8 protein-coding genes and 1 riboswitch are annotated in these 13,823 nt (G+C 75.3%); of the genes, 4 read left to right on the forward strand and 4 right to left on the reverse strand.

The window, feature by feature from the left end:
* Nucleotides 1-50: 50 nt before the first annotated feature.
* On the reverse strand, nucleotides 51-1,325 hold the full coding sequence (gene glyA / locus F1C15_RS06685) for a serine hydroxymethyltransferase (RefSeq protein WP_185233722.1): 1,275 nt from the start codon (nucleotides 1,323-1,325) through the stop codon (nucleotides 51-53).
* Between the two features lie 63 nt (nucleotides 1,326-1,388).
* Nucleotides 1,389-1,474: riboswitch (ZMP/ZTP riboswitch) on the reverse strand.
* Nucleotides 1,475-1,551: 77 nt separating this feature from the next.
* On the opposite strand from glyA, the gene clpS reads away from it, so the two are divergent.
* The 3 genes from clpS (at nucleotide 1,552) to F1C15_RS06700 (ending at nucleotide 4,487) form a co-directional block, all read left to right on the forward strand.
* Nucleotides 1,552-1,854: an ATP-dependent Clp protease adapter ClpS gene (gene clpS, locus F1C15_RS06690; RefSeq protein ID WP_056057109.1), complete on the forward strand. Its 303-nt coding sequence runs from the start codon at nucleotides 1,552-1,554 to the stop codon at nucleotides 1,852-1,854.
* A complete protein-coding gene (locus F1C15_RS06695; protein WP_255465526.1) occupies nucleotides 1,851-2,315 on the forward strand; it encodes a DUF2017 domain-containing protein in 465 nt (154 codons plus the stop codon). Before clpS ends, F1C15_RS06695 begins: the two co-directional genes overlap by 4 nt.
* A 117-nt stretch (nucleotides 2,316-2,432) precedes the next feature.
* Nucleotides 2,433-4,487: a serine/threonine-protein kinase gene (locus F1C15_RS06700; RefSeq protein ID WP_185233724.1), complete on the forward strand. Its 2,055-nt coding sequence runs from the start codon at nucleotides 2,433-2,435 to the stop codon at nucleotides 4,485-4,487.
* 61 nt (nucleotides 4,488-4,548) lie between these two features.
* On the opposite strand, the gene F1C15_RS06705 is transcribed toward F1C15_RS06700, so the two are convergent.
* From F1C15_RS06705 to F1C15_RS06715, 3 genes are all read right to left on the reverse strand, one after another.
* Nucleotides 4,549-8,883, reverse strand: coding sequence for an FtsK/SpoIIIE domain-containing protein (locus tag F1C15_RS06705; protein WP_185233726.1), 4,335 nt, complete (start codon nucleotides 8,881-8,883; stop codon nucleotides 4,549-4,551).
* A gap of 93 nt (nucleotides 8,884-8,976) precedes the next feature.
* A complete protein-coding gene (locus tag F1C15_RS06710; RefSeq protein WP_185233728.1) occupies nucleotides 8,977-10,404 on the reverse strand; it encodes an ABC transporter substrate-binding protein in 1,428 nt (475 codons plus the stop codon).
* Complete coding sequence (locus tag F1C15_RS06715) at nucleotides 10,401-13,259, reverse strand: hypothetical protein (RefSeq protein ID WP_185233730.1); 2,859 nt, start codon at nucleotides 13,257-13,259, stop codon at nucleotides 10,401-10,403. The genes F1C15_RS06710 and F1C15_RS06715 overlap by 4 nt, the downstream gene beginning before the upstream one ends.
* A gap of 206 nt (nucleotides 13,260-13,465) precedes the next feature.
* Between F1C15_RS06715 and F1C15_RS06720 the strand changes: the two genes are divergently transcribed.
* Nucleotides 13,466-13,747, forward strand: coding sequence for a hypothetical protein (locus F1C15_RS06720; protein ID WP_056057119.1), 282 nt, complete (start codon nucleotides 13,466-13,468; stop codon nucleotides 13,745-13,747).
* Nucleotides 13,748-13,823: the final 76 nt, after the last annotated feature.

The raw sequence follows: 13,823 nt of genomic DNA on the forward strand, positions 1-13,823 counted from the left end.
GGGAGCGCCGGGGGCCGCGTCGACCGCGGCTCCCGGCCCGACGCCGGCGCTCACGCGTAGAGCGGGAACGCGTCGGTGAGCGCCTTCACGCGCGCCGCGAGGGCCTCGATGTCGGGCTCGGGCATCAGCGCCAGGGCGATGACGTCGGCGACCTCGGTGAACTCCGCGTCGTCGAAGCCGCGGGTCGCGAGCGCCGGCGTGCCGATGCGGACGCCGGAGGTGACCATCGGCGGGCGAGGATCCCACGGGACGGAGTTGCGGTTGACGGTGATGCCGACCTGGTGCAGCAAGTCTTCCGCCTGCCTGCCGTCGACCTCGCTGGCGCGCAGGTCGACGAGCACGAGGTGCACGTCGGTGCCGCCGGTGAGCACGTCGATGCCGGCCGCCTTCGCGTCGGGCGCGGTGAGGCGCGCGGCGAGGAGCTGGGCGCCTCGGATCGTGCGCTCCTGGCGGTCCTTGAACTCGGGCTCGGCCGCGAGCTTGAAGGCCGTCGCCTTGGCCGCGATGACGTGCATCAGCGGGCCGCCCTGCTGGCCGGGGAAGACGGCGGAGTTGAGCTTCTTGAAGAGCGGCTCGTGGTTCGACAGGATCACGCCCGATCGCGGGCCGGCCAGGGTCTTGTGCACCGTCGACGAGACGACGTGGGCGTGGGGCAGCGGCGACGGGTGCAGGCCCGCGGCGACGAGGCCGGCGAAGTGCGCCATGTCGACCCAGAGGTACGCGCCGACCTCGTCGGCGATGGCGCGGAAGGCCGCGAAGTCGAGCTGGCGCGGGTAGGCCGACCAGCCGGCGATGATGACCTTCGGCTTGTGCTCGAGCGCCTGGCGACGCACGGTCTCCATGTCGATGAGGTACGTCTCGGGGTCGACCTCGTAGGCCACGGCCTTGTACATCTTGCCGGAGAAGTTGAGCTTCATGCCGTGGGTCAGGTGGCCGCCGTGGGCGAGCTCGAGGCCGAGGATGGTGTCGCCGATGCTGGCGATGGCGGAGAGCACGGCGGCGTTGGCCTGCGCGCCCGAGTGCGGCTGGACGTTGGCGAAGTCGGCGCCGAACAGCGTCTTGGCCCGCTCGATGGCGAGGTTCTCGGCGACGTCGACGAACTCGCAGCCGCCGTAGTAGCGACGCCCCGGGTAGCCCTCGGCGTACTTGTTCGTCAGCACCGAGCCCTGCGACTCGAGCACGGCCCGCGGCACGAAGTTCTCGGAGGCGATCATCTCGAGGTAGTCGCGCTGACGGCCGAGCTCCTGCTCGAGCACCGCGGCGATCTCGGGGTCGACCTCGCTGAGCGGGGCGTTGAAGGTCGAGGGCGTCTTCTGGGGGGTCATGGCAGGGCTCTCTCTACACGGTCACGGGACGAGGGCGGCACGAGGTGCCGGTTCTTCAGGTGGCGTGGTGGCCCAGGCGTACGGCCACGTACCGTGTGTGCGTCGCTCCCCGATGGTCGACCATCTGAACGCCAGTCGCGACCCGTCGAGCATACCTCCGCGGGCAGGGGCGCGGGAGGCGCGGAGGCGGTCGTGCGGACCGCCGCGGCGTGGCACGCTGGGGGGCGTGACGCAGACCCTGGACGACACGCGCGTCGGCACCGAGACCGACCCGCGCCTCCTCGTCGCGCCCGACCGCCCGTGGGTCACGCTGGTCTGGGACGACCCGGTCAACCTGATGTCGTACGTGAGCTACGTCTTCCGCAGCTACTTCGGCTACTCGGCCCGCGAGTCGGAGCGGCTGATGATGCAGGTGCACACCACCGGCAGGGCCGTCGTCGCCACCGGACCGCGCGAGGAGATGGAGCGGCACGTCGAGGCGATGCACGACTTCGGCCTCTGGGCGACCGTCTCGAAGGCCGACGAGTGATCCCCTTCCGTCGCGGCCGGGACGGCATGGAGCTGACGCTGCCCGACCACGAACGTGCCCTGCTGGCCGACCTCGTCGCGCAGCTCGTGAGCGTGCTCGAGGGCGGCGACCCCGGCGACCCGGCCGTCGCGCGCCTCCTGCCCTCCGCGTACCCGGACGACGAGGAGGCGGCGGCCGAGTTCCGCAGGTTCACCGCCGACGACCTGACCGCCCGCAAGGTCGCGAACGCCCGACGGGTGCTCGACGACCTCGGCCCGCCGCCGACCTCGCGGCTCGACGAGGCCGGGCAGCAGTCGTGGCTGCGCACCCTGACCGACCTGCGGCTGGTGCTCGGCAGCCGGCTCGGCGTGACCGACGGAGGGCCGGCGCCGACCGACGACCCGGCCGCCCTCGTGATGAACGACGTCTTCGACTGGCTCGGCTACCTGCAGGAGAGCCTCGTGCAGGCGCTGACGCGCTGACCCCCGCTCGGGGTCGGCCACGGCACCGTCTCGGGCCTGCCGACGAGGGGGCGTCGCCGTAGGATGGGCCCCGGGGCGACGGCGGGGGCCCCGCCGTCCGAGGGGGAAGGGGGAGACGTGGCGCAGTCGCGATCCGGCGAGGCCCTGGGGGCGTCGTACCGCCTCGTCGAGCTGATCGGCTCGGGAGCGGCGGGCGAGGTGTGGCGCGCCACGGTCGCTCCGCACGACGACCAGGTCGCCGCCAAGCTGCTGAAGCCCGAGCACGCCGCCGACCCCGGGCTCGTCGAGCGATTCGTGCGCGAGCGCTCGGTGCTCGTCTCGCTGCGGCACCCCGGCATCGTGCGCGTTCGCGACCTCGTGGTCGAGGGCGACCGGCTCGCCATCGTCATGGACCTCGTGCCCGGCGGCTCGGTCGGCGACCTGCTCGAGCAGTCCGGCCCGCTGCCCGCCCGCGACGCCCTGACCATCGCGGCCGAGGTGCTCGACGCTCTCGCCGCCGCCCACCAGCGCGACGTCTCGCACCGCGACGTGAAGCCCGACAACGTGCTGCTCGCCGAGCCCTGGCACCCGGGGCTCGCGGGCGCCGTGCGCGTCAGCGACTTCGGCATCGCCTCCGTCGTCGGCGAACAGGACCGCCGCACGACCGGCCTCCTCGGCACCCCGCAGTACATGGCGCCCGAGCTCATCAGCAACGGGCGCTCGGGGCCCGCCGGCGACGTCTACGCGACCGGCGTCATGCTCTACCAGCTGCTCGCGGGGCGCACGCCGTTCGCCGGTCCGGGCACCGACTTCACCGTCGCCTACCGCCACGTCACCTCGACTCCCCCGCGGCTCGACCTGCCGGGCGACGTCTGGGCGGCGATCGACGGCCTGCTCGCCAAGGACCCGTCTGCGCGCCCCGCCGCGGCCGTGGCCGCCGAGCGCCTGCGCCGCCTCGCCGCCGCCCACGCCGACCTGCCCGCGCTCGCCGCCGTGGAGGCGCCCGAGGGCTTCGACGAGATCGAGCGTCCGGCGACGATCGTGCGCGGCGCCGCGGCCCCGGGAGGCGGCGCCTCCGGCGGGTCGACCGCCGAGCTCGAGAGCGCGCTCGCCCACGGCACCGACGTCGCACCCGAGGTGCAGGAGGCGCGGCCCGACCTGGGCACGGACGGCTCGGCCACCGTGGTGCGGCCGCTGCGACGCCCCGTCGCCGACCCGGCCACGGTCGTCGACGCTCCCCCGCCCCCGCGGCTCGAGCGCGTCCGTCAGCTCGCCGGGTCGCGACCCGGCTGGCTCACCGGACGCGTCGCGGCCCTCGGCGGCGTCGGCGTGCTGCTCGTCGTCGCGCTGGTCGTGGGCCTCGTCGTGCTCGTGCCGTCCGGGAAGGGCGGCGAGGCGTCCGCGCCCGCCACGGCCAGCGCCACGGCGAACCAGCAGGACCAGGCGCTGCCGACCGGCCTCGGGGTCTCGCGCGACGCCTCCTCGGACACCGCCGCCGGCACGGTGACCCTGGCGATCACCTGGTCGGCGCAGGCCGCACCCCTCTCGGGCCCGCTGCTCGAGGTCGTGCCGGGGCTCGACTCCGACGCCGCGTGCCCGCCCGTGCGGTGGAGCTCCACCCAGGGGCCCGTCTCGGCGACCCGCAACCAGCCGTCGCTGACGGGCGTCTCGGCACCGTGCGGCTGGACGGTGCCGGGCGTCGAGGTGCCCGCCGGCGGCTCGGTCGAGGTCGAGGCGACGTTCCCCCTCGCCGTGGCGGACGCCGCGGCGCTCGACGAGTGGCTGGACGCCGCGGCGACCGCGACCAGCGAGGCCGTCGGGTCGGACCGCGTGAGCGGCACGGCGTACCCGGTGCAGCGCCTCCGCGACGTCGTCGTGACGACCCCGTCGCGCACCGTCAGCCAGACGGCCCTGCCGGTCACCCTGGTGCCCGTCTGGCCGAGCGGCCCCGACGAGCTGAACCCGCTCTACACGAGCCCCAGCACGGGCACGCCCTCGCAGATGCTGCAGGACGTCGCCGGCGGCGAGGCGGGCGTGCGCTTCGCCGACGGGTGCTCCGGGGCCCTGGCGGTCTCGACCGACGGCCTCGTCGTGACGGCGCTGTCGATCGCCCCGCAGTGCGTGCTCCGGGCCACCGTGGGCAACTTCACGGCCCTCGAGAGCTCGACGTTCGGCATCACCGCCCGCGACTGACCCGCGGAGAGCCGCCGGCCGGCAGTGGTCTGCAGACCGCCACCCGCCCGCACTCCGAGGATCAGGCGCTCGGGCTGATGGTCTGCACGAGCCGCACCGCGCCTCCCACGCAGGCGTAGCCGCGCCCGCGGCTGAGCGCGACCGGCGCGCGCCGCGGCAGGGTGGCGCCGAGCAGGTCGCCGTCGTAGTCGACGTCGGGCTGCAGCAGCACGCCGCAGCGGGCCTTGCGGACCGTCTTCGTCCAGTGGCTGTAGAGGGTGCGCAGGTCGGCGGACCGGCCCGCGGCGACCACCGTCACCGGCGTGCGGCTCGCGAGCAGCGACGCGATCGACTGGTCGGCGTCGTCGAACCGCTCGGCGTCGTCGATCAGCAGCACGACCGGGCCGCGCTCCAGCCGCAGCGACGCGAGCAGCGCCGGGACCTCGTCGACGCCCACGGCGACGCGGTCGAGCCCGGCCGTCGCGAGGGGCGAGCGCCGGTCGCCGATGCCCCAGACCGCGGGACGGTCACCGGGCAGGGCGCGGATCGACTCGGCGAGGGCACAGAGCAACGTCGACTTGCCCGACCGGGCGGGCCCGGCGATCATCACGTGCTCGCCCTCGTAGACCTCGAGCTGCGCCGGGGTCAGGTCGTCCTCGCCGATGCCGATCGGCAGCAGCCACGGCTCGCCCGTGAGCACGGGCGCGAGGTCGAGCTCGTCGACGCGGACGTCGTCGGGCAGCTGGCCGATGGCGTTGGCCTTCGGCGGCGTGCCGGCCCAGGCCCCTCGCACCTGCGCCACGGCCGCGGCCAGGTCGCCCTCGGGCGTCGCGACGTGCATCTGCAGCCCCGTGACGGTGTCGACGCAACGACCGGGCACCGCGGCCGGGACGCTCTTGCCCCGGATGCCGTAGGAGGCGTAGTCGTACTGGTCGGCGAGGCGGTACAGCCACTTCTGCGTCGTGACCTCGTCCATCGCCGACGGCACCGCCTTGGCACGGGTCGTCGACACGGCGAACGAGAGGCCGAGGCCGGGGCCGTCGGCGTACACGCGGTAGAGCAGGTCGAGCAGCTGTTGCCCCTCGTAGTCCTGGTACTCGTCGCGGAGGGCGGCCAGGCCGTCCAGCAGGACGACCGCGCGCCTCCCCGTCCCCGGCGACGCCCGACGCACCTCGAGCTCGGTGCGCAGGTGCCGCAGGAACCGCGCCTGCTGCTCCTTGGCCCCCGTGCCCGAGCCGACGTACGCGACGGTGTGCGGCAGGTCGGCGAGCGGCGCGAGGCCGCGCGAGCCCATGTCGAGCACGTAGAGGTCGAGGTCGTCGGGCGAGGTCTCGCGGGCCATCGTCAGCGCGATGCTCGAGAGGGTCGTGCTCGTGCCGCTGCCGACGATGCCGAGCAGCATGAGGTTGCCCTCGTCGAGCCGCCAGCCGGCGGGGCTCTGCCGCTGCAGGTCGGGCTCGTCGGCGAGGGCCACGGCGACGAGGTCGCCCCGGACGCCGCCCACGACGGGCACGGCGGGCTCAGCGGGCAGGGCGGGCACGGCGGGGGCGGCGCCGGCTGCGGCCGCGACCGCGACCGCGTCGACGGTCTCGGGCCCGGCCGCCTCGGCGAAGCCCTCCAGCGCGACCCGCTCGCCCAGCGCCTCCGGCCAGACCTGCCGCGGCGGCGCGATGCCGGCGTCGGCGTTCGCCTGCACGACCGCGTCGATCAGCACGTCGAGGTCGGCGGCGTCGTTCGCCGTGGCCCGAGGAGGCGCGGGAGCGGCCACCGGCACGCCGAACGCCCCGATCTCGCGAACGTCGACGGCGCCCGCGGCGACCTCCTGCGCGCGGCCCGTGACGAGGGCGGTCTGCACGGGGGTGATGTCGTCCTGGCCGAGCTTCACGTAGGCGCGGCCGGTCTGCGCACGCCCGATGCCGGCGGCCGCGGGCACGCCGATGACGTTGCTCGAGTCCTCCCGGCTCTGCACGCGCAGCGCGACGCGGAGGTTGGTGTTGGCGAGGATGTCCTCGTTGACGACGCCGGCGGGGCGCTGCGTCGCGAGGATCATGTGCACGCCGAGCGTCCGGCCCACGGCCGCGACGCTGACGAGCGACGACAGGACGTCGGGGAAGTCCTTGGCGAGCATCGCGAACTCGTCGACCACCAGCAGGAGGCGCGGCATGGGCTCCGCCGGACCGGTGCGGAGGTACGCGTCGAGGTTGTCGACGTCGTCCCCCGCCTCGGCGAAGACGCGCTGACGGCGCTCCATCTCGGCCTCGAGCGCCCGCAGCGCCCGGTCGGCGAGCTGCTCGTCGAGGTTGCTGATGGTGCCGATGGTGTGCGGCAGGCGCTCGCAGGCCTTGAAGGCCGCGCCTCCCTTGAAGTCGATCAGCACGAAGGTGAGGCGGGTCGGGTCGTTGCGCGCCGCGAGCCCGGCGACGAGCGAGCGGAGGAACTCGCTCTTGCCCGAGCCGGTGGTGCCGCCGACGAGGCCGTGCGGGCCGTCCTCGACCAGGTCGAGCGTGAGCACGCCCGTCTCGGCGGAGCCGATGGGCGTCGAGACGCCGGTGTCGGCCGCCCACATCGCGCGGATCGCCTGGGCGTCGAGGGCCTGGTGGCCGAGCAGCTCGGGGAGGCGCACCAGCGACGGCAGGGAAGCGCCGGGCACGATCAGCTCGGGGTCGTCGAAGTGCGCGAGGTGGCGGGCGCACTCCTCGGCGGCCTCGAGGGTGACGCCCGCGAGCACGACGTCGTCGACGCGGGCGCGGTCCTCCGGGCGGTGCACGGTCGCGGCCGCGTCGTCGCCGACGACGATGACGCTGGTGCAGGCGGCCGGGAGCTGCTCCTCGGAGGTCGCGATGACGATGCCGCTGACGCGGTGCGGCCGCTCGCCCGGGCGGAGGCTGACGCCGGGCACGCTCCGGCCGTGGCCGAGCAGGGCGCGGGCCGGGGCGTCGCGACCCTCGGTGAGCACCTCGGAGTCGAGCACGACGAGCAGGGCCGGGGTGGGCATCTCGTCGACGGTCTCGCGGAGGCCACGGAGCACGGAGGCGCTCGCCTCGCGCTGCGCCGACATCCACCGCTCGCCCGTGCTGCTGCCCGCGCGGCGGGTGTGCGGCAGCCAGGAGGCCCACTCCCAGTCGGCCTCGCGGCCACGGTCGCAGAAGGTGCCGACCGTGAGGTCGGCGGGCCCGCAGTGCACGGCCGCCTGCACGAGGAGGCTGCGGGCGAGGGCGAGCGCCCCGGCCCGGTCGCCGACGATGCCGACCACGCCGGCGTCGCTGAGGTCCACGACGACGGGCGCGGCGGGCAGGAGGCCGGCCTCGAGCGCCTCCTTGACCTTCTCGTCGCGGCGGGAGACGCCGCGGTCGTCGACCTCGGGCTTCCAGGGCACGTCGCCGATGCCGCCGTGCAGGGCGAGGAAGTCGTCGTCGCCCGCGCGGCGCTGCCACAGCTGGGTCGTCGGCACGGCCGGGCGTCGCAGCACCGTGGCCGGGTCGGGGGCGAGCTCCTGACGGCGGCGCACCTCCTGGGCCGCAGCGTCCGCGATCTCGCGGCGGAACGCCTCCACGGCGGTCGCGAAGCGCTCCTCCTCCTCCTCGAGGTTCTTCCTGCGGCGGTGCTTCTGCTCGAAGTACATGCCGATGGCCATCACCGGGCTGAGCAGGGCGAAGAGCGCGAAGCGGGCGTCACCGAGCAGCAGCACCATGGCGCCGGCCAGCACGAGCGGCGCCACGACGGTGATGACGCTGAACTTCGAGGCCGGCGGCACGTCCTTGCGGGTGGGCGGCAGCACGGGCTCGATCTCGCCCACGCGGCCTGGGCGGGGCGGGCGGTTGAAGGGCGCCGTCGCGGCGGGTGTGAGGTTGTGCAGCGAGCCAGGAGCCGGCACGGTCGACTCGGGCAGGTCGGGGCGCACGATCAGCACCGCGCCGCCCACGATCACGGTGGTGCCCTCGGTGACGCGGACGCCCTCAGCGCCCACCTTCTCGCCGGCGACGACGGTGCCGTTGGTCGAGCCGGAGTCGCGGATCAGCACGCCGTCGTCGTCGAGCTCGACCGTACAGTGCTCCCAGGAGGCGCTGGCCGTCGGCAGCACGAGGTCGGCCTGCGGCGAGCGGCCGACGACGAGCGGGCGGGTGCGGGGCACCTCGACCACGCGCCCCACGGCGAGCCCGCCGGCGAGCGTGACGTTCCAGCCGGCGACGCGGGCCGGCCGCGTCGTGGCCGTGCGGGCGACGCGCGACCCCTCGAGCAGCACGAGCTCGCGCAGCGGCGTGCCGACCGACACGGCCGAGGCGTCGACGAACAGGTCGTCGTCGGGCCCGACGGAGCAGCCCGCGGCCTCGACCAGCTCGGCCAGGGTCGCGGAGCCGCGCCAGCGGTCGACCTCCACGCTGCGTCGCTGGTCGCCCAGCTCGATCACCACGCGCATGCGGGTCTCCCTCTCGTGCCGCGGGCCGAGCGGGGTCGGCCTCGTCGTCGGTGCGGGGGCGGCGGCGTGGACCACGACGCCGCCCGGGCGGTGCTAGTCGGTCGTCGGCCCGGCGAACCAGACCAGGCGGGCCACCCCGGCGTCGGCGGCCGGGCGGAGTCCGAGGGCCTGCGAGGAGGCGTGCAGCACCTCGACCTCGCCGGTGTCGGGCTCGTCGGCGCCGAAGTCGAGCGCCGGCCCGGCGATGCCGTCGGAGGCGACGAGCGAGAGCGAGCCGAGGGCCGCGGAGACCTCGGCCGGGTCGGAGCTGCCGGCCGCCGAGACGGCACGGACGAGCGCCAGGACGGCGTCGTGGCTGCGCGAGTCGGCCTGCGAGGCCACGGCCGAGAAGGGCTGGTCGCCCGTGAGGTTGACGGCGTCTCCGTCCCGGGCGAGCACGCGCACGCCGGCCAGGAAGGCCGACATCGTGCGGCCGGCGGCGTCGGAGCGGAGGGCCACGGCGTCGTCGGTCTGCACGCCCACGGTCGTGAGGTCGCCGGCCAGGCTGCCGCCGCGCTCGCTCAGCGCCGCGGTGAACGCCGGGCTCGTCGCCTCGGGCGTCAGCACGACCGGCACGGGCAGGTCGGCGGACTGGAGGGCTGCCACGAGGGCGGCCTGGCGCGTGGCCGAGCCGCTCAGCAGCACGGCGGTGGCGGGGACGGCGACGCCGGGGGGCGCCGCCTCCGCGGGTGCGTCGGGGTCGACGTCGGTCGACGGTGCCGCGCCGGCGAGCCGGGCGACCTCGTCGGCGACCGCGGTGTCGTCGCCGACGGCCGAGGCGACCAGGATGTCGGCCACGGCGACGCCGGCCGGGCTGCCGCCGCCGAGGTCGACGAGCAGCGTGTGCGTCGACCCGCCGAGCGCGGCCTGGAGGGCGGCGCCCGTGACGGCGGCGTCGGGCGCGGTCGACCAGGCTCCCTCGCCGGAGCCGCCGGGCACCTCCGCGTAGGGCAGCACGACGGGCACGCCGGCCTCGCGGGCGGCGTCGACCGCGCCGGAGACGTGGCTGCCCGAGCTGGCGACGACGATGCCGGCGACGCCGTCGGCGACGAGCACCTCGACGGCCGCGCGGGCGCCCTCGGCGCTGCCGCCGTCGTCCTGCACGGAGAGCGACACGTCGCTGCCGCCGAGCTCGAGACGGCGCTCGGCGACGAGGCCGCCCTGGGCGGCTGCGGCCCACGCAGAGCCCTCGCCCTGCCCCAGCGTGATCACGACGCCGACGGTCGTGCCGTCGGGCACGTCGGAGGCGCGGACCGCCACGGGCACGGAGGCCGGCACCGGGTCCGCGACCGCACGCTGGTCGCCGCGCACGGCCACGACGACCGCGACGACGACGGCCGCGACGACCACCACGGCTCCCGCCGCGAGCAGGAGGCGGCGACGGGGGCGCCGCGGACGCGTCTCGTCGACGCCGGTCTGCTCGGCCGGCTCGGCCGCGGCCGTGCTGCGGGAGGAGGCGTCGGACGGGCTGGCGTGGCTCACTGGTCGGCTCCGATCCGGAAGGACCACAACGTGGTCGAGGTCGCGCCGGCCGGCACGTCGAGGTGGAACGCCGGCAGCGTGGCCGCGGCGTCGACCGACGCCGTGAACTGCGCCTGCTCGCGCATGATGCCCGCGACGTCCTCCGCGCGGATGTTGGCGTAGCCCGACGCGCTCTTCGAGGCGAGGGCCAGCTGGTAGTCGGCAGTGTCCGACTTCGCGGCACTCGTGGCCATGGCCCCGAGGATGCCGGAGCCGTTCACCTGGCGGTCGCCGAGGTCGAGCATGACCGCGGCGAGGTCGGCCGTGAGCAGCGTGCGCGCACCGTCGACGTCGCGCGTCGAGGAGGCCGTGCTCTGGGCGATGCGCTCGAGGGTCGAGGCCGTCTGGGCGTCGACGGCCGTGGTGAGGGCCGCCGTCTGCTCGTCGATCGTGCCGCGCTGCTCCTCGATGGTCTCTCGGGCGTCGCCGACGACCACGTCCGACGTGGAGGTGAGGCCGGCGATCGAGCGGGTGAAGGCGTCGACGACCGAGGCCTGGCTGACGGCGCCCTGCTCGGCGACGACGCGCACCTGCTGGCCGACGAGGGCCTGGACCTGCTCGGCGACGTCCTCCGAGGTGTCGGCGAACGCCTCCTCGACCTGGTCGGCGAGGCCCTGCTGCTGGGTGCGGACGCGCTCCAGGCGGACGCCCAGGTCGGCCGTGTCGGCAGTGGTGACGGCAGCGGCCTCGCGGAGCTGCTCGACGGCGCCGTCGACCGAGCCGTCGCCCGCGGCGACCGCGCGACGGACGTCGGCCGCCGCGGCGGCCAGGTCGTCGCCCTGCTCGTCGAGGTCGGCGAGCACGAGGCCGAGGCCCTGCGTGTCGTCGTCGACGTCGGTGGTCGCGACCACGTCGTCCCAGGCTGCCAGCTGGTCGTCGAGGCGCTCGGCGAGGGAGGCGCGGTACGGGAAGGGTGCATCGAGCTGGGCCGGCGTCGGCGCGGGCTGCCCCGGCTCGACCTCCGTGCCCCCGTCGTCGGCGCAGCCCTCGGCGACCAGGTAGGAGCGGAGGCGCTCCACCTCGTCGCGGCTGATGCCGGGGCCCCCGCCGTCGTCCTGGACGACGTCGCAGAGCTCGGCGGCGACCTTCTCCGCCTGGGCGCGCATCGACCCGATCTGCTGCTCGTCGCCGATCTCGCGGCGGGCGCTCTCGGCGCGGTCGTGGAGGCCGTCGACCTGGTCGCGCAGCGTGCGGGTGCTGGTGCGCACCGACGTCACGGTGGCGTCGAGGGCGGTCAGGGCCGTGGCCACGGCCGAGTCGGACGGGTCGACGGCGAGGGCCTCGATCTGCGCGGAGAGGTCCACGAGGTCCGCCGTGACGTCGGCGTGACGGTCGAGGGCGGCGTCGGCGAGCTCGGGCTGGAGCGACTCGGCGAGCTCATCGCCCTGGCCCACGAGGCCGACGAGTGCGAGGGTGACGAGCAGCGAGGAGCCGTAGAGCGAGCAGGTGAGCGACTGCTGCGTCGCGCATATCTCGGCCGTGGGCTCGGCCGGGCCGACCGTCGATGCGAGCGACACCGAGACCTCGTCGCGGCAGAGCGCGCTGGCCTGGGCGTAGGCGTCGAGCTGCGTCGCCATCTGCAGGAGGCTGCCGTAGACGCTGCCGGCCTGCTCGGGGGCGGGGACGACCGCGGCGCAGCCCTCGCCGTCGAGCGTCACGGCCGGCGCGGTCGCCGTCGTGTCGCCGAGCAGCGTGTCGACGCTCGTGACCGTCGTCTGCAGCTGGGAGAGGACCGTCGACTGCGTGGCGGTGACCGTCGCGCCGAGGTCGCTCTCGAGAGCGGTCAGCTGCCCGCTCAGGCCCTGCATGGTGCTCGCGAGGGAGGCGCTGCTGTCGCGGAGCTGCTCCGCCGTGCGGACGCCGAGGGTGTCGGAGGTGCTCTCGAGGTTGGTGCGCACCTCGGTGATCGTCTCGCCCGCGCGGCTCAGCACGAGGTCGACGTCGGAGACGAGGGCGATGGTGCGCTCCTGCAGCGCGAGCTCGCTGGTCGAGCTGTCGTCGAAGGCCGAGGCCAGCACGCCGTCGACGGAGAGGTCCGTGGAGAGCCCCGCCTGTGCGGCGAGGTCGAAGGTCGGCGATCGGAAGTCCGCGACGTCGGCGACGAGGTGCAGGGTCGTGCTGGCGCCCGAGCGGGGCGGGGCGAGCAGCGCGCCCCACTGGACGACGGCGTCGCCGCCGTCGTTCGTGCTGACGATGCCGTCGGTCGCCCCGGCGGCGCCGGAAACGTCGGTGACGACCGAGCTCGGCGAGACGCCCTCGAGCACCGTCGAGGCCGCGAGGCTGAGGGGGGCGCCGACCAGCGCGGGGTCGGTGCGCGACGAGCCGGCGACGTCGTAGGTGAGCTCCTGCGGCGCCACCGTGAGGTTCTCGACGGCCAGGTCGATCTCGACCCGCCCGTCGAAGCCGTCGAGGTCGGCGAGGTCGGTGCCCGACCGGTCGCCGGCACGGTACGACGTGCTCACGCGGATCGGCAGGTCGTCGGCGACGTCGGCGGGCACGTGCTCGGTGCTGCTCGTCGAGGTCGTGCCGGTGGTGTCGTCGACGGAGACCGTCGTGCTGTCGACGGCCGTGATCGACCCGTCGCTCGACAGGGTGGTGGCGACCGACTGCAGGACGCGGGTGGGGTCGGTCACCTCGGGCGCGCCTCCCGTGCAGCCCGTCGCGACCACCGCGACCACGCCGACCACGGCGACCGCCGACAGTCCCCGGGCGCGGCGGAGCGCCCTCCCTCGTCGGGCGGAGCCGGTGCCCCGCGTCGTGCTCGTCTCCGCGTCGGAGCGCACGGCGACGCCCCCGTCGTTCGATCCCCAGGTCATGACGACCAGTCCCCTCGTGATGACGTTCCTCCGCCCAGAGTAGCCGGAGGCGGTGCACCGACAGATCGGTCGCACGCCCCCCGAAGGGGGACCGACGGATCGGTGCACGAGGGTGCATCCTCGACGAGACGAGGTAGTCTCGTCTCGTTCCGGCCCCGGGGGCGCGTCTCGCGCAGGGCCACACCACGATGAAGGGGTACATCACCATGTCTCGCGTTCTCTCCACCGAGCAGGCCAAGACGGCCATCCAGCAGCTGCAGTCGATCGTCAACGGCGGCTTCACCGACCAGATCACCCAGCTCGACGCCCAGGGCCGCATCCTCTCCGACGCCAACGTCTGGGACGGCCCCCTCGCCGCCACCTTCCGCGGCTCGACCTGGCCCGAGACCAAGGCCGCCCTCGACAAGGCCAAGACCGAGCTCGAGCAGCTCCGCACCCAGCTCGACAAGATCTCGCAGGACATCTTCACCGCCGGCGGCGGCGCGTAGCACCACCCGAGGTCCCGGCTGCTCCCCCGAGGGGGAGCGGCCGGGACCTCCTGCCGTCGCGCCCGCCGTCCGCGGG

This window comes from Frigoribacterium sp. NBH87 (assembly GCF_014217665.1).
GTDB classification, from domain to species: Bacteria; Actinomycetota; Actinomycetes; order Actinomycetales; family Microbacteriaceae; genus Frigoribacterium; species Frigoribacterium endophyticum.